The sequence below is a fragment of the Erysipelatoclostridium sp. MSK.23.31 genome (assembly GCF_019125875.1).
In the GTDB taxonomy this organism is placed as follows: domain Bacteria; phylum Bacillota_I; class Bacilli_A; order Erysipelotrichales; family Coprobacillaceae; genus Thomasclavelia; species Thomasclavelia ramosa.
Genome location: NZ_JAHOCB010000006.1, coordinates 1 through 17615 on the forward strand (window position 1 = coordinate 1; position 17615 = coordinate 17615).

The 17615-nt window shown below is 31.9% G+C and carries 17 protein-coding genes; 13 read left to right on the forward strand and 4 right to left on the reverse strand.

The window, feature by feature from the left end; genetic code table 11:
• The first annotated feature begins 96 nt into the window (after positions 1-96).
• From KSU54_RS04365 to groL, 8 genes are all read left to right on the forward strand, one after another.
• Positions 97-744 (forward strand): DUF4867 family protein, encoded by a 648-nt coding sequence (locus KSU54_RS04365; protein ID WP_003536004.1) that lies wholly within the window; start codon positions 97-99, stop codon positions 742-744.
• Between the two features lie 179 nt (positions 745-923).
• The gene (locus KSU54_RS04370; protein ID WP_003536005.1) at positions 924-2513 is read left to right on the forward strand and encodes an alpha-glucoside-specific PTS transporter subunit IIBC; all 1590 of its coding nucleotides are present in this window, start codon (positions 924-926) and stop codon (positions 2511-2513) included.
• Between the two features lie 16 nt (positions 2514-2529).
• On the forward strand, positions 2530-3858 hold the full coding sequence (locus KSU54_RS04375; protein WP_008791263.1) for a 6-phospho-alpha-glucosidase: 1329 nt from the start codon (positions 2530-2532) through the stop codon (positions 3856-3858).
• A 15-nt stretch (positions 3859-3873) separates the two neighbouring features.
• Positions 3874-4365, forward strand: a complete 492-nt coding sequence (locus KSU54_RS04380; protein WP_003536021.1) for a hypothetical protein — start codon at positions 3874-3876, stop codon at positions 4363-4365.
• Between the two features lie 12 nt (positions 4366-4377).
• Positions 4378-4866: a PTS sugar transporter subunit IIA gene (locus tag KSU54_RS04385; protein ID WP_003536023.1), complete on the forward strand. Its 489-nt coding sequence runs from the start codon at positions 4378-4380 to the stop codon at positions 4864-4866.
• 112 nt (positions 4867-4978) lie between these two features.
• Positions 4979-6313 (forward strand): MATE family efflux transporter, encoded by a 1335-nt coding sequence (locus KSU54_RS04390; protein ID WP_003536025.1) that lies wholly within the window; start codon positions 4979-4981, stop codon positions 6311-6313.
• A 122-nt stretch (positions 6314-6435) separates the two neighbouring features.
• Complete coding sequence (locus KSU54_RS04395) at positions 6436-6696, forward strand: GroES family chaperonin (RefSeq protein ID WP_003536027.1); 261 nt, start codon at positions 6436-6438, stop codon at positions 6694-6696.
• Positions 6697-6709: 13 nt separating this feature from the next.
• A complete protein-coding gene (gene groL, locus KSU54_RS04400; protein ID WP_003536029.1) occupies positions 6710-8326 on the forward strand; it encodes a chaperonin GroEL in 1617 nt (538 codons plus the stop codon).
• Between the two features lie 42 nt (positions 8327-8368).
• Here groL and KSU54_RS04405 read toward each other — a convergent pair whose 3' ends face one another.
• The 3 genes from KSU54_RS04405 to KSU54_RS04415 all read right to left on the reverse strand — a co-directional run bounded on the left by KSU54_RS04405 (position 8369) and on the right by KSU54_RS04415 (position 11715).
• On the reverse strand, positions 8369-10273 hold the full coding sequence (locus KSU54_RS04405) for an NAD(+) synthase (protein ID WP_040434192.1): 1905 nt from the start codon (positions 10271-10273) through the stop codon (positions 8369-8371).
• Positions 10274-10354: 81 nt separating this feature from the next.
• Entirely contained in the window at positions 10355-10510 is a 156-nt protein-coding gene (locus tag KSU54_RS04410) for a hypothetical protein (RefSeq protein ID WP_154670626.1), read from the reverse strand.
• Positions 10511-10551: 41 nt separating this feature from the next.
• Complete coding sequence (locus KSU54_RS04415; protein WP_008791267.1) at positions 10552-11715, reverse strand: MFS transporter; 1164 nt, start codon at positions 11713-11715, stop codon at positions 10552-10554.
• Positions 11716-11913: 198 nt separating this feature from the next.
• On the opposite strand from KSU54_RS04415, the gene KSU54_RS04420 reads away from it, so the two are divergent.
• The 5 genes from KSU54_RS04420 to KSU54_RS04440 all read left to right on the forward strand — a co-directional run bounded on the left by KSU54_RS04420 (position 11914) and on the right by KSU54_RS04440 (position 16621).
• Positions 11914-12672: a formate/nitrite transporter family protein gene (locus tag KSU54_RS04420; RefSeq protein WP_117792096.1), complete on the forward strand. Its 759-nt coding sequence runs from the start codon at positions 11914-11916 to the stop codon at positions 12670-12672.
• Between the two features lie 670 nt (positions 12673-13342).
• On the forward strand, positions 13343-13882 hold the full coding sequence (locus KSU54_RS04425; RefSeq protein ID WP_040434193.1) for an ECF transporter S component: 540 nt from the start codon (positions 13343-13345) through the stop codon (positions 13880-13882).
• Between the two features lie 37 nt (positions 13883-13919).
• Positions 13920-14924 carry a hypothetical protein gene (locus KSU54_RS04430; protein WP_226814563.1) on the forward strand — a complete coding sequence of 335 codons (1005 nt, stop codon included), beginning with the start codon at positions 13920-13922 and terminating at the stop codon, positions 14922-14924.
• A gap of 141 nt (positions 14925-15065) precedes the next feature.
• Positions 15066-15812: a metallophosphoesterase gene (locus tag KSU54_RS04435; protein ID WP_008791271.1), complete on the forward strand. Its 747-nt coding sequence runs from the start codon at positions 15066-15068 to the stop codon at positions 15810-15812.
• A 56-nt stretch (positions 15813-15868) separates the two neighbouring features.
• The gene (locus KSU54_RS04440; RefSeq protein WP_003536060.1) at positions 15869-16621 is read left to right on the forward strand and encodes a MurR/RpiR family transcriptional regulator; all 753 of its coding nucleotides are present in this window, start codon (positions 15869-15871) and stop codon (positions 16619-16621) included.
• Positions 16622-16758: 137 nt separating this feature from the next.
• Here the strand turns inward: KSU54_RS04440 and chbG are convergent, their stop codons facing one another.
• The gene (chbG, locus tag KSU54_RS04445; RefSeq protein ID WP_008791272.1) at positions 16759-17499 is read right to left on the reverse strand and encodes a chitin disaccharide deacetylase; all 741 of its coding nucleotides are present in this window, start codon (positions 17497-17499) and stop codon (positions 16759-16761) included.
• Positions 17500-17615: the final 116 nt, after the last annotated feature.

Here is a 17615-nt window from a genome sequence, read left to right on the forward strand (position 1 = left end):
TTGTTGATGCCTGGTTAACTGGTGAGTATGAAGGTGGGCGTCATCAAGTTAGAATTGATATGCTCAAAGATATTGAAGTGAGGCAATGTAAGTAAGATGTCATTAGAAATAATTCAAACTTTAAATCCTGAATATACAATCAAAAGTATTACTGACGAAGCTTTTAGAACTTATGGTAAGGTTATTGATAATAATATTGATGAAGCAATTGAATTTTGTATAGACTTTGTTCAGGCAGCTAAACAAGATAACTTTTATCTTCCTAGCGTTTTAGAAGTAGAACAATTGTCTTCGATTATTGAGCTGTCACATCGTGTTTATGGTTATTTAGAAATAATTGCAGGTATTGTCGCCGGTGATAATGTTGAATTAAGTGGAATTGAATATCATCAAGGAAGTGAAACAATTATTGCAGTCACTGATTATATTTTAGTAGTTGGGCATATATGGGATATGCAAGATGACACATATAATAGTTCTAAATGTGAACTTTTCTATGTTCCGAAAGGTACGATCGTTGAATGTTATAGTGCTACTTTACATTACACTCCTATAGCGGTTAGTAAAGAAGGCTTTATAACTATTTGTTTATTATTAAAAGGAACTGGCGATATTTTAGAAAAGCGTAAAAAGATTTTAAAGAAGAAAAATAAATGGTTTATTGCTCATCAGGATAACCTAGAAAAGATTGCCTCAGGGGATTATCCGGGTTTATTAGGCAGAAAAATCATAATTGATCATTAAGCAAGATTTTTATAATCTTGCTTCTTTTTTATTTGTGAAATTTCACGTTAAAATGTGATAATGGGCTATTATCTTAACATCGGTACAAACAGCCTTCAAAATATTGTAAGCGCTTTTAATTATTGTTAAGATAGGCATATAGGGACCTATACATTAGAAAAGTGAGGAGAGTTTAGAATATGATGCAAAAAATTCAAAGATTTGGTGGGGCGATGTTTACACCAGTCTTGTTATTTGCTTTTTCAGGAATTGTCATCGGTGTTTGTACAGTATTCCAAAGTGATGTCATCATGGGAAGTATTGCAGCATCGGACACTACTTGGTTTAAAGTATGGTATGTTGTAAAAGAAGCAGCATGGACAATCTTTAGACAAGTCAACTTATTATTTGTTATTTCGTTACCAATTGGTCTAGCTAAAAAACAAAATGCTAGAGCATGTATGGAATCATTTGTTTTATATTGTACCTTTAATTATGCATTAGCAGCACTATTAAGCAATTGGGGTTCATTTGTAGGAATTGATTACGCAATTGAAGCTGGTAGTGGTACAGGTCTTGCTAGTGTAGCAAGTATTAAAACGTTAGATACTGGAATGGTTGGTGCATTGATTGTTGCTGGTGTTGCAGTATGGTTGCATAACCGTTATTTCGATACAAAACTGCCTGAATGGTTAGGAGTATTTAGAGGTTCTTCGTTTGTGGCGATGATTGGTTTTCCTGTAATGATTGGATTAGCAGTTATTTTCTTCTTTATTTGGCCACAAGTTCAACATGGAATTGCTGGTGTTCAAACATTTATTATTAGCAGTGGCGCCTTAGGGGTATGGGTGTATACTTTCTTAGAAAGAATTCTGATTCCAACAGGATTACACCATTTTATTTATATGCCGTTTATGTATGATTCAGTTGCAATTGAAGGCGGAATCAAAACTGCTTGGGTAGCAGCAATGCCAGAAATCGCTAAATCAACAGCTTCATTAAGAACATTGTTCCCAGCTGGTGGTTATGCATTATATGGTTTCTCTAAAATGTTCGCTCCACTAGGTATTAGTGCGGCATTCTATGCAACAGCAAAAGAAAACAAGAAAAAAGAAGTATTAGGATTAATGATTCCGGTTACTTTAACAGCAATGTTTGCAGGGATTACAGAACCAATTGAATTTACATTCTTGTTTATTGCGCCGGTAATGTTTGCAGTGCATTCTGTTTTGGCAGCATCATTAGCAACAGCACAATATTTAATTGGAATTAGTGGTGACTTTGGAAGTGGAATTATTTCTAATGCGGCCTTGAACTGGATTCCACTTGGATCAGCACATTGGCAACAATATTTATTATCAGTTGTAATTGGTCTAGTTTTCTCAGGAATTTGGTTTATTGTATTTAAATTTATCATTGAAAAATTTGATTTTAAAACACCTGGTCGTGAAGACGATGATGAAGAAGTTAAGTTGGTTTCAAAAGCTGAATATAAAGCTTCTAAAGAGGATACAAGCAATGATCCAACTGGAAATATTGAAGTTAAAGGTGGCGATGCTGGTAAAGCAGCAGCTTTCTTAGCGGCATTAGGTGGTAAAGATAATATAGAATCAGTTACAAACTGTGCAACTCGCTTAAGAGTATCAGTTAAAGATGAAACATTAGTACAACCGGTTGGAGTCTTTAAAAAGGCTGGTGCTCATGGTTTAGTTGCTAAAGGTAAAGCGTTCCAGGTTATCGTTGGATTAACAGTACCTTATGTAAGAGAAGAATTTGAAAAGTTATTATAAAAAGGGGAGAAGAAGAATGAAAAAACAATCATCTATTTGTATTGCTGGCGGTGGAAGTACTTTCACCCCAGGAATTGTTCTAATGCTTATGGAAAATCAAGAACGTTTTCCAATTCGTCAAATTAAATTATATGATAATAATGCAGAGCGACAAAATAAATTAGCTGAAGCATTAGGAATTTTAATGAAAGAAAGATATCCAGAAGTTGCCTTTTCTTGGACAACTGATCCAGAAACGGCATTTACGGATATTGATTTTTGTATGGCACATATTCGTGTTGGTTTATACGCAATGCGTGAACTAGATGAAAAAATCCCATTAAAACATGGTGTTGTTGGTCAAGAAACATGTGGACCTGGTGGTTTAGCATATGGAATGCGTTCAATTGGTGGTGTTTTAGAAATTTTGGATTATATGGAAAAGTATTCTCCTAATGCCTGGATGTTGAATTATTCAAATCCAGCTGCTATCGTAGCTGAAGCAACTAGAAGATTACGACCAAATTCTAAAATTATTAATATTTGTGATATGCCAATTGGAATTGAAAGAAATTTTGCTACTATTTTAGGCTTAGAATCACGTAAAGATATGATTGTAAGATATTATGGTTTAAATCACTTTGGCTGGTGGACATCAATTACTGATAAAGAAGGTAATGATTTAATGCCAAAAATTAAAGAACATTGTCGTCAATTTGGTTATGCTGTTGATACTGAAGATTTTCAACATCGCGATCAATCTTGGATTGATACTTATACTAAAGTTAAAGATGTATATGCGGTTGATCCTGATACATTACCAAATACTTATTTAAAATATTATTTATATCCAGATTATGTAGTTGAACATTCAAATAAAGAATATACACGTGCTAATGAAGTTATGGATGGACGAGAAAAAAGAGTATTTGGGGCAGCTGCTGATATTGTAGCGAAACAAACTGCTAAAGATTGTGGATTTAGTACGGATACACATGCTGCTTATATCGTCGATTTAGCTTGTGCAATTGCTTTTAATACAAAAGAAAGAATGTTGTTGATTGTTCCTAACGATGGTGCAATAATTAACTTTGATCCAACAGCAATGGTTGAAATTCCATGTATCGTTGGTAATGAAGGTGCTGAACCATTAAAAATGGGAGAAATTCCACAATTCCAAAAAGGTTTGATGGAACAACAAGTATCAGTTGAAAAATTATGTGTTGAAGCTTGGATCGAAGGAAGTTATCAAAAAATGTGGCAAGCTTTAACATTATCAAAAACAGTACCAAGTGCTAAGGTAGCAAAAGAAATTTTAGATGATTTAATTGAAGCAAATAAAGGATATTGGCCAGAATTAAAATAATAGGAGGAAGTGAAAATGGTGTACGGAAAACTACAATCAATATTTAAATTTTTTAAAGGAATGAGTGCCTTGGATATTGTAAAATATCTATTTGTGGGTATTCCTATCTTGATTCTTGGATTCTTGTATTTATTTATGGCCCAAGGGGATATTGAAAAGATGTTTAATGAACCTTTGATTGTGGGACAATTATTACTCGTTCTAGCAATGCCATTTTGTTATCTTGCAATGCGCAATATCTGTCAAGATCTTAAAGATCGAAAAAAACGTGATGGATTATTAATTCCGTTATGGATCTTAATTGTCTATCAAGTTAGTTCATTTAATATGATTTGTAGTTTTCTCATCATTTATGGTACTTTCCAAGAGTATGGTAAAGGAATGTTTGCAATAAAAAAATTCACTATAAATAATAGTACTAAAGCGATGTTAGTGGGATTGATTCCGCTTGGTATGTTGTACGGATTAGTTTTATTTGTTAAAATTAGATTAGGAATACTATTCTAGGAGGAATCAGGAATGTTAAATTTGTTTAAGAAAAAAAGTAAATCAGTAGAAGTATTAGCACCACTAACCGGGACGACACTTTCAATTGAAGAAGTGCCAGATCCTGTCTTTTCAGAAAAAATGATGGGGGAAGGAATTGCCATCAAGCCTACTACAGATACAGTTGTAGCGCCGTTTAAGGGGACAGTTAAAATGTTAATGCCTAATTCTGGACATGCAGTTGGTCTGTTGAGTGAGGATGGTCTAGAAATATTGATCCATGTGGGGATGGATACAGTTTCGTTAGAAGGGGAAGGATTTGAAGTTTTAACAGAAGTTGAAGCTAAAGTAGAGTCGGGTGATCCATTAATAAAATTCGATGAAGCATTTTTGAAATCAAAAGAGATGGATACTCTTACAATGGTTGTTGTAACTAATCCTGGTGATTTTCAACCGGAGCAGTTCTTAACAAATAAAGAGGTTAAAGCGGCTAACGATCCGATCATGGTTTATAAAAAATAATAGAAAAGTATTATTGGTTAAAAACTGATCATCATTTGGTGATCAGTTTTTTAGTTAGCTATTTTAATCATTAGTGTACTGGAGTATACTGTAGATATTTGGAGGGAAAATAATGGAAGGGAAAAATGGTTTAATGACACATGGCAATATTGCAAAACAGCTGATCGTGTTTGCGATACCATTATTGGTTGGAAATTTATTTCAACAGCTGTATAATACAGTCGATAGTATCGTTGTAGGTAATTTTATTGGTGATCAAGCTTTAGCAGCAGTAAATTCCAGTGGACCAATTATTGATATGCTGGTTAGTTTTTTTATGGGGTTATCATTAGGTGCCGGTGTTTTAATTTCTAATTATTTTGGAGCTCAAGATTGTCAGGGAGTTAAAGAAGGTGTTCATACAGCAATGGCTTTAGCGCTTGTTTCAAGTCTTATCACAACAATAGTCGGAGTGATTTTCACCCCAATAATCTTAAAATGGGTAAGAGTTGATTCATCCGTAATTGGGCAGAGCATTATTTATTTACGGATTTATTTTTTAGGAGTAATTGGTTTAATTATTTATAACATGATTAGTGGAATCTTAAGAGCGGTTGGTGATTCTAAATATCCATTATATTTTTTAGTTGTTTCATCGATTGTAAATATTATTTTAGATTTGGTATTTGTTGTAATTTTTAAGATGGGAATTGCTGGGGTGGCGATTGCTACTACGATTGCTCAGATCACTAGCGCATTATTATCAATTTATATTTTAGTGAGATCTAAAGAAATGTATAAACTAGAATTGCAGCAGATTCATTTTTATCCCGATATTTTAAAAAAGACAGCTAAGATTGGAATGCCTAGTGCAATGCAAAATGCGGTAGTTTCTTTTTCAAATATTATTATGCAGTCAAATATTAATGTGTTTGGTGCTTATGCGATGGCTGGAACAGGTTCATATACTAAAATCGATGGATTTGCTATCTTACCGGTTTTAAGTTTTGCAATGGCATTAACAACTTTTGTTGGACAAAATAAGGGTGCACAAGAATATGAAAGAATAAAAAAAGGGGCACGTATTGGAACTTTGATCAGCTGTGGGATCATTTTGACACTGACAATCATTATTGTTTTTACAACCCCGTATTTATTAAGAATTTTTTCATCAAATTCCCAAGTAATTGAATATGGACGAACGATGATGTTATGTATTGCTCCAGGCTATTTATTTTTAACTCTATCCCAATGTATTTGTGGTGTTTTGCGGGGTGTTGGAAGAACCAATATTCCAATGTTTGTTCTAATTGGGTGCTGGTGTATTTTTAGAGTAATCTGGGTTACAGTAACAACTAACATTTTCCATAACATTGTTTTTGTAAATTTAGGCTGGCCAGTTTCTTGGATTTTTAGTTCGCTTGTATTAGGCATATATTATTATAAAGCTAACTGGTTATATGACTAGGTTCTTCTTTTTTGAAGAATCTTTTTTTGTAAAAAATTAGCACTTGTATTGACAAAGTGCTAGAAAAGGATATAATAATTTTAGCACTTAGGAATGGCTAGTGCTAAAAAGGAGTGATTAAAATGATTAAGCCATTACATGATAATGTTATTTTGAAAAAAGATGAAGTAGAAAATAAAACATCTAGCGGAATTATTTTAACAACCGAAACAAAAAAGATTCCCAGTGTAGCAACAGTTGTTGCTTTAGGTCCTGATTGTAAATCCGAAATTAAAGAAAATAGTAAAGTTGTTTACAAAGAATATTCAGGAACTAATATTAAAATTGACGAAGTAGATTATATTGTCATCGAAGAAAAAGATATTTTAGCTTATATTGCTTAGGAGGTAATTAGAAATGGCAAAAGAAGTTAGATTTTCAAGTGACGCCCGCAAGTCAATGTTAAAAGGAGTAAATACTCTTGCAGACGCTGTATGTATTACGTTAGGTCCTAAGGGGCGAAATGTTGTGTTAGAAAAAAGTTATGGTTCACCATTGATTACTAATGATGGTGTTAGTATTGCTAAAGAAATTGAATTAGAAGATAAATTTGAAAATATGGGAGCAAAATTAGTATATGAAGTAGCTAATAATACTAATGATGTTGCTGGTGATGGAACAACAACAGCAACTATTCTTGCTCGTAATATGATCAATAGCGGGATGAAAGCCGTTGATAAAGGATGTAATCCTGTTCTAATGCGTGAAGGTATTGAATATGCGAGCAAAGAGGTAGCAAAAACTATTTTGAAGAATTCACGTAAAGTTGAAACTAGTGGAGATGTTGCTAGTGTTGCAACGATTTCGGCTGGTAGTAAAGAAATTGGAGATTTAATTGCTGAAGCGATGGATAAGGTTGGTCGTGATGGGATTATTAATGTTGATGAAAGTAATGGATTTGATAATGAATTAGAAATCAGTGAAGGAATGCAGTATGATAAAGGATATGTTTCGCCATACATGGTTTCTGATCGTGAAAAAATGCAAGTCGAATTAGAAAATCCATATGTTTTAGTAACTAATCATAAAATTAATAATTTACAAGAAATTTTACCAGTACTTGAACAAGTTTTAAAGACAAACAAACCATTATTATTGATTGCTGAAGATTATGAAAATGAAGTAATTTCAACTTTAGTTTTAAATAAATTACGTGGTACTTTCAATGTTGTTGCAACTAAGGCTCCTGGTTTTGGTGATAATCAAAAAGAAATGCTGCAAGATATTGCTGCATTAACAGGTGCAAAACTTTATAATAAAGACTTAAATATGAAGTTGGAAGAACTTCAATTAGAAGAACTTGGTACTATTAAAAAAGTTATTGTGACTAAAGATAATACTACTATGATCAGTGGTAATGAAGAAAATCCTGAGTTAAAGGCACGAATTGAAGAAATAAAAACAAGAGTTGCTAGCAGTACTAGTGATTATGATAAAAAACAATTCCAAGAACGCCTTGGTAAGTTAACAAATGGGGTTGCAACAATTAAAGTTGGAGCGACTACTGAAAGTGAATTAAAAGAAAAGAAATTACGTATTGAAGATGCTTTAAATGCTACTAAAGCAGCAGTTGCAGAAGGTATTGTAATTGGTGGTGGAGCAGCATTAGTTGAAGCTTATAAAGAATTAAAACCAGTGCTTAAAAATGATAATGTTGATGTTCAAAAAGGTATTAATATCGTGATGGAAGCATTATTATCACCAATTTGTCAAATTGCTGAAAATGCTGGATATAACAGCGAAGATATTGTTGATATGCAAAAATCTGCAGCTAAAAATCAAGGATTTGATGCCAAAAATGGTGAATGGGTTGATATGTTTGATAAAGGAATTATTGATCCGACTAAAGTTACTCGTAGTGCATTATTAAATGCTGCAAGTATCTCAGCTTTATTTATTACAACTGAAGCTGGTGTTGCAGAAATTAAGTCTGAAACACCAGAGGCTCCAATGATGCCAAATCAAATGTATTAATAAAAAAGGTTTTGTATTGATTTTAAATACAAAACCTTTTTGTTATATTTTTTCGATTTCATCGATCCAGTTACTTACGTTTGCATCACTTGGCATTCGCCAGTCACCACGAGGAGAGAGAGAGACACTTCCAACTTTAGGACCATCTGGGATACAGCTACGTTTAAATTGTTGGCTAAAGAAACGCCAATAAAATTTAGTTAGCCATTTCTTAATAGTTTTTTTGTCGTATTTATCTTTAAAAGCTAGTTTAGTTTTACGATATAGTTTACGTGGTTCATCACCAAAACGGACCATATGATAAATAAAGAAATCATGCAGCTCATATGGACCTACGATATCTTCAGTTTTTTGAACGATCTGATCATTTTCTTGAGGTAATAACTCTGGTGAAACAGGTGTATCTAGTATATCTTTTAAGATTGTTTCTAATTTTTCTCCATGATACAAACTAGCTATGTAATCAACTAAATAACGAACTAAGGTTTTAGGAACAGAGACATTTACTGCATACATTGACATATGATCGCCATTGTATGTTGACCAGCCTAAAGCAACTTCTGATAAATCTCCAGTTCCAATCACAAGACCACCAACTTGATTAGCTTTATTCATGAGAATTTCTGTTCTTGTTCTTGCTTGAACATTTTCATAAGTAACATCATGAATATTTTCATCTTGTTCAATATCTCTAAATTGAATACGGACAGATTCTGTAATATCAACTTCAATACTTGTTACAGCTAATTCTTCCATTAATCCTAAGGCATTGTTTTTAGTCCTTGAAGTAGTTCCAAAACAAGGCATTGTAATTGCAATAATATCTTTTGTATCATAATTTAGCTTTTTGAAGGCCATCGTACATACTAATAAGGCTAAGGTAGAATCTAACCCCCCCGAAATACCAATAACGACTTTTTTGATTCCGGTGGCTTTTAAGCGTTGCATTAAACCTCTTGTTTGGATATCAAATACCTCTTTACAGCGTTTAGCCCGTAAGTCTCGATTACTAGGGACAAATGGGTGGGGATCATAATAATATGTGGTATTTAAATCGATATTTGTTGAATCAAAATAAATAGTTTCATAATTATGATATGATTTAAAAGTTGTCATTTTTCGACGTTCACTTGATAATTTCTTTAAATCGAGATCACCATAGATCAGTTCACTGTCAAAACCTCGGCTCTCTTTGATCATTGTTCCATTTTCACTAATAATGTGATGCCCACTAAAAACAACATCTGTGGTACTTTCGCCATTACCGGCATTACAATAAACATAGCCACAAACTAAACGAGCTGATTGAGAACTTACTAGTAAACGACGATAATCGCTTTTTGTTGTAATTTCATTGCTGGCAGAAGGATTTAAAATTAAATTAGCACCATTTAAAGCCAGTTTAGTACTTGGGGCATCTGGTAACCAAAGATCTTCACAAATTTCAACTCCAAATTTAAAATCTGAATTAGTTGTTGAAGCAAAAACATAGTGAGTTCCAAAAGGTATCTTTTGACCATTAAAGTTTGTCAGTGTATTTTCTTTTGGGGCTTGTTCAAAACGACGAGCTTCATAAAATTCCTGATAATTAGGAATATGTGTTTTAGGGACTAAGGCAAGCAGCGCCCCTTGATGAATTACTGCAGCTACATTATAAAGACTATTTAAATGTTGATAAGGTAAACCGACAATGGTGATTAAATCTTTATTATTTGTTGCAGTGATAATTGTTTGCAGTTGCTGTTTAGCCTCATTTAATAAGCGATCTTGATTGAAAAGATCTTCACAAGTATATCCGGTTAAACAAAGCTCGGGTAGAACTAAAACTCTAGCATCATTATGATAAGCTTCATTAATTAAGTTACAAATATTTTCACTATTATTTTTTACGTTAGCAATACTAGTTTCAAAAGAACCAGCAGCGACACGGATGTATCCATCTTTCATTATATCTCCTCCAATGACTATATTGTACACTGATAAATGTTTCTAAACAAGCTGAAAAAAGTAATCTAATTATTGACTAGATTACTTTTTTAAAACCATGACCTTTTCATTTTTTAAATCAAGTTCGTCGGTGAATTGGAAGCCGCGCATTTGATATAAAGAAGTGGCAGCTTCTAATTGTAAAACGATTTTGCGATTTTGTTCATCTACTTTTTTATGATTGTCAAAATTTTCCACCATATTTATAATATTAATAATTATTGCATTTCATGATTAGATTATTCAACTTTTTTAGTAAACTTGAATTTAAAACATAAGATCAAAGCAATTGTAATTGAAGAAGCAAAAATTAGATACATAATGGTATAGCCATTATTTCCTGGGAAAATATCTAAAACTCGACCTCCAATGATTTGAAAAATCAAAGCTGAAAAGCCTTTGGCTAACATCGATGAAATACCATAGGCACTATTGACATATTGTTCATCAACTAAATCTAATATAATTCTTACAGCAACAAGAATAAAAACAATTGTTGTTAGACCTTGAAAAAAGAAAACAGACATAATCAAATATGGTGCTGGACAAGTTGAATACCAGACAAAGCGAATGATAGATAAAACACAGGCAAATATCATTAAAGCTTTATATGAAATCTTTTTCATATAACGATCTGAAAATAAGACAGCAGGGATCTCTGATAAGGTACTAAATAACAGAGTCGTTCCTACAATCGTAGTAGTCCCTCCTAAACCTTTGATTACTAATGGGAGGTAAACCATTTGGGCAGAACTTGGGCCTTGAAAAAGAATATAGATTAACATAAAAATTTTAAAAGGTTTGTTGTGCCATAAATGTTTTAAAACTTCTTTAGTTGTTACTTTGGCTGCTTTACCAACGATAAGCGGTTTAGCATCGTGCATCATATAAAAAGAAAACAACATGAGCAATAGACCAGCTGCAAAAATATAGAAGTTTGCAGTTGGTGAAATATAGTCATAAACAATACCGCTTACCTGAGCAGCAATAGCATAAAGAATAGATCCCCAAACTCTGATTGCTCCAAATGGATATGGTGAGGCAGTAGCTAAACGATCTGTTAAGGCGGTAATTCCGTTTAAACAACCTTGAGTGAAGCCGTTCAATAAAAATAAAAAGATAAAAGACTTTGTTGAAGCAAATAGTAAACCAAAAATAATTGTTAATGCACCAGTTATAATTGCGACTAGTTTTGGACTTTTAAATTTATCAGCTAGAAAACCTGTAATTGGTTGAGTCGCCATTGCAAACAAAGCCGCAGCCGAAGTGATTAATGAAATTTCAGTAGCCGAGCAGTTTATTCCAGCAAGATAGACAGAAATGATACAAGAAAACATTGCCCATGAAAAATAGAACATCCCATTTCCTAAGGCGTAGTAGATATAACTTCCCTTTTTGAACATGTATGACCCTCCAAATATTTTTTGATGCTTCGATTTTATCACTGAAATTTTTTAAGTAAGCGCTTTTTCATTTTTTGGAAAAGAATATCTAGAATCCGGTATAAGAGCTATATTTTTTACAACATAGCACCAGACAAGTAATTTGTTGAACTTGGAAGAATAATGGTTTATAATGAAACAGGTTTGGAGGGTTTCAATATGAGTTTTGAAATGTTATCAGATTTAGGGATAAAAAAATATGAAATGTGTCGTGATGATATTGGGCGCTTCTTTGCTCGTTCAGTAGTTGCGGGATTATATTTAGGATTAGCGACGATCTTATCAACAACATTAGGAACATTGCTATTTAAAGATAATTTAATTGCTTCAAAAATTGCTGTAGCAGGTTCATTTGGAATCGGATTAGTAATTATTGTAATTTTAGGATCAGAGTTATTTACAGGAAATTGTTTTACAACAATGATTCCTGTTTATGGTAAGAAATTGAAGTTTCGTCAGATAATTCCCATGTGGATAGTTTGTTATTTTGGGAATTTTGTAGGAATTGCACTAGTTTGTTATTTATTTTTTATTAGTGGTAGTAATCATGAACTGCTTTCGGAATATGTTGTTAGTTGTGCAAATACAAAATTAAGTTTTGATATCATTGAATTATTAGTCAAAGCAGTTTTATGTAACTTTATCGTTTGTGTAGGTGCTTACGTAGGGATGAAGATGCAGGACGATACGGCCAAAACAATTATTATGATGATTGTGGTTATGGCATTTGTTTTACCTGGATTCGAACATAGTATTGCTAATATGGGTTCTTTCACTTTAACGATAGGGGTTTTAGGAAGTGGTGCTAACTTTGGTTTGATTGCTATACATATGATCGTAGTAACTTTTGGTAATATGATTGGTGGTGGAGTTTTGTTAGGATTACCACTATATCTAATGATTAAGCCAAATAAATAAAGATCTATGATAATGAATTTATGATTCATTATTAATAGATTTTTTTATTTGCATTTATTACGGTTTTAAATTTTTGTTCGGGAATAAATTATATCAATATCAAAAATACCTAATCAATCAGCTTTATTAATACTAAGAATAACATCATAATCATCTTTGTTGATAAAAGTACGATAACATAGAGGTGTTAATTGATTGGTAGAAATTGTATGTTTTGATGATTATTTTTAAGTATCAGTATAGTTAATTGCTCTTTTAAAATGTGCCTATAGAGATAAAACGCTCATCTTCTTCAATAATACTAGCTTGATATTGATAGGAAATTAATTATTTTGATGAAGCTAGTCCAATTAAAAGATTAAATTTTTGGTAACCTTTATTTTACCTGAATATAGGAAAATAGTTAATTTAAGATTATTTTGTGGTGCATACATACACAATTTCTACTGACAGTCATCAATAACTCTTTTATTTAAAAAAAATTATTGCCTAAGCGATTGAACTTGATTATTGATGTTGACAAAACTGTGGTTTATCGATAAAATTTTTATACATGATTAAAGCAAGAATAGACGTTGTCAAGAAGATAACATTATGCCATGAAGGTAGTAGACTGTTTTGAAAAACAGGTATTTTTATGGCTTTTTTCATGTTTTATAAGGAGGGAAAAATGAAAAATTTAAGTGTTAGAAATATCGTTTTAGCTGGTTTTTTCTTGGCAGTAGGAATTGTTTTACCGTTTTTTACGATGCAGATACCAAGTATCGGCAACATGTTGTTACCAATGCATATCCCAGTATTGATTTGTGGGTTTGTTTGCGGGTGGCCGTTAGGATTAATTGTTGGCTTTATCTTACCATTGCTTAGAAGTATGTTATTTACAATGCCGCCAATGTATCCAACTGCATTAGCTATGGCTTTTGAATTAGCTGCTTATGGAGCTTTAACAGGGTTATTTTATAATCGTTTAGCTAAAAAGCCGCTCAATACTTATATTGCTTTAGGAATAGCGATGATTGGTGGAAGAGTAATCTGGGGAATTATTAGTGCAATATTATATGGAATGGCAGGACAGCCATTTGAATTTGCAATCTTTATAGCTGGAGCTTTTACCAATGCAATTCCTGGAATCATATTACAGCTGATCGTGATTCCAATATTAATTATGGCATTAGAAAATGCGCATTTAATTAAATATAATAATGATTAGTGCACTCGTTAAAACTCAGCTAGAGAAATATCCCCAAATGAAGGCTCAGGATATTATTAAATTAATTTATCAAAATGAATTTGGTGGTGGACATATGATTGATGATCCTGAGACTAGTTTAAAGCGTTTAAAAGATGAGGCAAAGCAGTTAAAAAATAATAGTTTTATTGAAGAAGACATAGGGAATGATTTGGTTCGTGTTTACTTAGGAAATGCTGGTGAATTAGAACTGCTTACATTAAATCAATTATTTGTATATTCTGCTAAACTAATGAACGGGAGTATTATTTCCTTCATTAATAAGTTAGAGCAATTAAAGAGTGCTTGTCAAAGAGGGACAATTAGTTTTGATTATAGGCAAATTTGTTTAGAAATCGAAAATTACGAGAAACTTAATTATCCTCCTATTAGTCATTCATCAACATATCGGGAACTATATCAGCCACATTATCGAGTTATTAATAAACAGATTTATAGCTATTTTCCCGTAATTTTAAAAATTAATCAATTATTGCAAACAACCGATCGTTTAAATATTGCTATTGATGGAAAATGTGGTGCAGGGAAGTCGACCCTTGGTGAAATGATTAAGGCAATTTTTGAAACAAATCTTTTTAAAATGGATGATTTTTTCTTACAGCCTTTTCAACGAACTGCTGCTCGTTTAAATGAACCGGGTGGAAATATTGATTATGAACGTTTTAAAGAAACAGTAATTGTTCCTTTGCAACATCAGGAAAGCGTTAAATATCAGCGTTTTGATTGTTCAAAGATGGCTTTAGAAGCTCATGTAGAATTAATTCCATATTCTCGCTTTAATGTTATTGAGGGAACTTACAGTATGCATCCGTATTTTGGAATGTTTTATGATTTCACGATTGCTTTGAACGTATCTGATGATATTCAAGCTAAGCGTATTTTAATGCGTAATGGTGAGATGATGTATGAGAAATTTAAGAAAATCTGGATTCCTTTAGAGAATAAATATTTTGATCAGTATAATATTTTTAATGTTGCGGATTTGCAATATTATAGTAATTAAGCAGCAATTTTAAGGAAATAAATTGCTGTTTTTATTTTGTGAAAAAGCCTTATTAAATCAAAAAATTACTGATTACTTTTAGCATATCTGTTTAAAAAATGTTTGTTTAATGATAAACTTAAATAAGAAAGGGTGATAGTAATGCCTAAAAATATATATGTACTTTCTGACCTTCATGGCCACTACAATATTTTTATCAAAATGTTGGAAAAAATTAATTTTTCTGATGATGATGTTCTATATATTTTAGGGGATTGTTGTGATCGAGGTCCAGATAGCTTAAAAATTTATTTATATATTCAAAAATTTGATAACATTCATTTAATTAAGGGAAATCACGAGATTATGATGCGTGATGCTTTTAAAGTTGATGACCCTGCTTCATCACAAGGCCGGATGTGGGCTCAAAATGGTGGAAATAAAACATTTCACAGCTACCATGAATATTTACATAAAAAAGCATTTAATGACTGTGATTATAAAGTAATTAAAGCGGCGTTTTATAAGATGATGATTGATTACATTGACCGTTGTCCTTCATTTATTGAACTGAATTGTAATGGTCAAGATTATGTATTGATTCATGCAGGAATCAATCCTGAAAAGGGGTTATATGAACAAACTGAAGAAGAATGTGCATGGATGCGCGAGTATTTCTTTATGTCAAAAGGTTTGGATAATAAGATTATTATTTTTGGTCATACGCCAACTTGTTATATTCATCAGGCAAGTGGCTGTTTTGATGTTTGGTATGATCCGGTTTTTAAAGATAAGATCGGGATTGATGGCGGTTTAGGACCATTTGATAAAGGGCAGCTAAATTGTTTATGTTTAAATACTCAAGAAGTATTTGTAATTAAAAAAAGTGAATTGGCTATTCAGGAATAGAAAAAACTCTAATTTTAAAATTAATAAGAGTAGAATTAAATCAAGGGAGGTATTTTATGAATTTATTAATAAGTAGAATATTAACGTATTTAAATGGGACATTGCTTTATGATTCACATTATCGTTTTTGTAAATTCATTGTTTATCATTACTTAGAATTAGAGGATTTATCTTTCAATGAAGTTAGTGAAAAAAGTCAAATCAGTAAAGAGGATATTTTAAGGTTTTGTGCTTTGCTTGGTTTTGATGATTATGATACATTTAAAGCCGAACTGTTGAGATCACATATGATTCGTTTAGATCAGATTCGGGCTCGAATGCTTGGGGTTAATAGTGAGCAGCTGATTGATGAAATGGAAAAATCTTGTTCGAATGAAGTAATGAGTGAATATATCTCGACTATTTGTGAAGCTATCTTTAAAGCTAAGCGTGTTGTTTTAATAGGAGCTTTATATCCGATGTCTATTGCAGTAGAATTTCAAACTGACTTAGTTAGTTTTGGGAAACCAGTAATTCAGTATCATAATTTTGATAAAGATATCCAGCTTGATGAAAATGATGTTACTATTTTTGTGTCTGCAACAGGTAGGTCAATGAATTCATTTGTTGAAATAAAAAAAGAATTACGGGTTGATTTAACAACCTCTATTTTAATTACTCAAAATAAAACATATGCTTTAGATGAATATAAGATTTCTGATTATGTAATTCAAGTCCCGGGAAAATTTGATGGAATCAATTTTAATTATCAAATTATGACTATTTGTGATTTATTAAGAGTACATTATTATCAACAATACTATTTGTAAAATGAATAATAATTTATCTTTTTTTGTTAATTATTAAAAGAGGATTTCCAAAATGGAGATCCTTTTAATCTATATAAAAAATAAAAGACTGTTTTACAGCCTTTTATATAATAATTAATTTTTATTTTTAAATCCATTTATATCTTTTTTAAATCACTATAGTTAATTAATTGAATGTTATTATCCTTAATAAAGTTTTTCATTTCTTCACTACGTAATAATGCCAATTCTTTCATTCGTGGTAAGCAATAACTAGTCATATCGTATAAACGTTGATCAACATATGCAGGATGACACATATATTCTAAAGTTTCTTCATCAACTTTCATTGAATTAGACATAAAATCATAAGTGATCAAATCATCATACATTTGATCATTACAACGTACATATTCATAATTATCAATGATTTGGTCCCGTTGTCTGATCGGTAGATCATATTCTCTTGCTAATTTAATTACCACTTCTTGATGTTGCGGTAATAGATGAACATGGTGATGAGAGTCAATATGAGTTGGTTTTTTACCAGCTATTTCAATGAATTTCTCTATTTGAGCTTTCCACTCTGTGTATAATTCTTCAGGATCAGCATGGGGTTGATGATCTGGATAGTCTTTTGGACGAATAAAGTTACCATCTTTATCAGTATAACTTTTAGCACCATCTACTAATGGTCTCCCAACTGTTAAGACTAAGTGGATCCCAACACCTAAATCTGGATAATTTTTAGCTTGATCTAAAGCAAATTTAGCAAATGGCATATTCATCATACATGTAGTTGATGTAAGAATTCCATCAGCATGTGCCATTAAAATACCAATTGAATTTCCTTCGGTCATACCAAAATCGTCAGCATTAACAATTAATTTTTTTATCATTTCATAGTCCTCCGTATCTATATCTCCATTATAGGCTATTATAAAAATAATATATATTTTTTTCAAAAACTGCAAACTTTCTGTCATCCATGCTATAATACTTTTAAAAAATGGAG

Coding starts and splice junctions, on each gene's coding strand:
- KSU54_RS04365 (WP_003536004.1), top strand. CDS start 97: ATGTCATTAGAAATAATTCAAACTTTAAATCCTGAATATACAATCAAA.
- KSU54_RS04370 (WP_003536005.1), top strand. CDS start 924: ATGATGCAAAAAATTCAAAGATTTGGTGGGGCGATGTTTACACCAGTC.
- KSU54_RS04375 (WP_008791263.1), top strand. CDS start 2,530: ATGAAAAAACAATCATCTATTTGTATTGCTGGCGGTGGAAGTACTTTC.
- KSU54_RS04380 (WP_003536021.1), top strand. CDS start 3,874: ATGGTGTACGGAAAACTACAATCAATATTTAAATTTTTTAAAGGAATG.
- KSU54_RS04385 (WP_003536023.1), top strand. CDS start 4,378: ATGTTAAATTTGTTTAAGAAAAAAAGTAAATCAGTAGAAGTATTAGCA.
- KSU54_RS04390 (WP_003536025.1), top strand. CDS start 4,979: ATGGAAGGGAAAAATGGTTTAATGACACATGGCAATATTGCAAAACAG.
- KSU54_RS04395 (WP_003536027.1), top strand. CDS start 6,436: ATGATTAAGCCATTACATGATAATGTTATTTTGAAAAAAGATGAAGTA.
- groL (WP_003536029.1), top strand. CDS start 6,710: ATGGCAAAAGAAGTTAGATTTTCAAGTGACGCCCGCAAGTCAATGTTA.
- KSU54_RS04405 (WP_040434192.1), bottom strand. CDS start 10,273: ATGAAAGATGGATACATCCGTGTCGCTGCTGGTTCTTTTGAAACTAGT.
- KSU54_RS04415 (WP_008791267.1), bottom strand. CDS start 11,715: ATGTTCAAAAAGGGAAGTTATATCTACTACGCCTTAGGAAATGGGATG.
- KSU54_RS04420 (WP_117792096.1), top strand. CDS start 11,914: ATGAGTTTTGAAATGTTATCAGATTTAGGGATAAAAAAATATGAAATG.
- KSU54_RS04425 (WP_040434193.1), top strand. CDS start 13,343: ATGAAAAATTTAAGTGTTAGAAATATCGTTTTAGCTGGTTTTTTCTTG.
- KSU54_RS04430 (WP_226814563.1), top strand. CDS start 13,920: ATGAAGGCTCAGGATATTATTAAATTAATTTATCAAAATGAATTTGGT.
- KSU54_RS04435 (WP_008791271.1), top strand. CDS start 15,066: ATGCCTAAAAATATATATGTACTTTCTGACCTTCATGGCCACTACAAT.
- KSU54_RS04440 (WP_003536060.1), top strand. CDS start 15,869: ATGAATTTATTAATAAGTAGAATATTAACGTATTTAAATGGGACATTG.
- chbG (WP_008791272.1), bottom strand. CDS start 17,499: ATGATAAAAAAATTAATTGTTAATGCTGACGATTTTGGTATGACCGAA.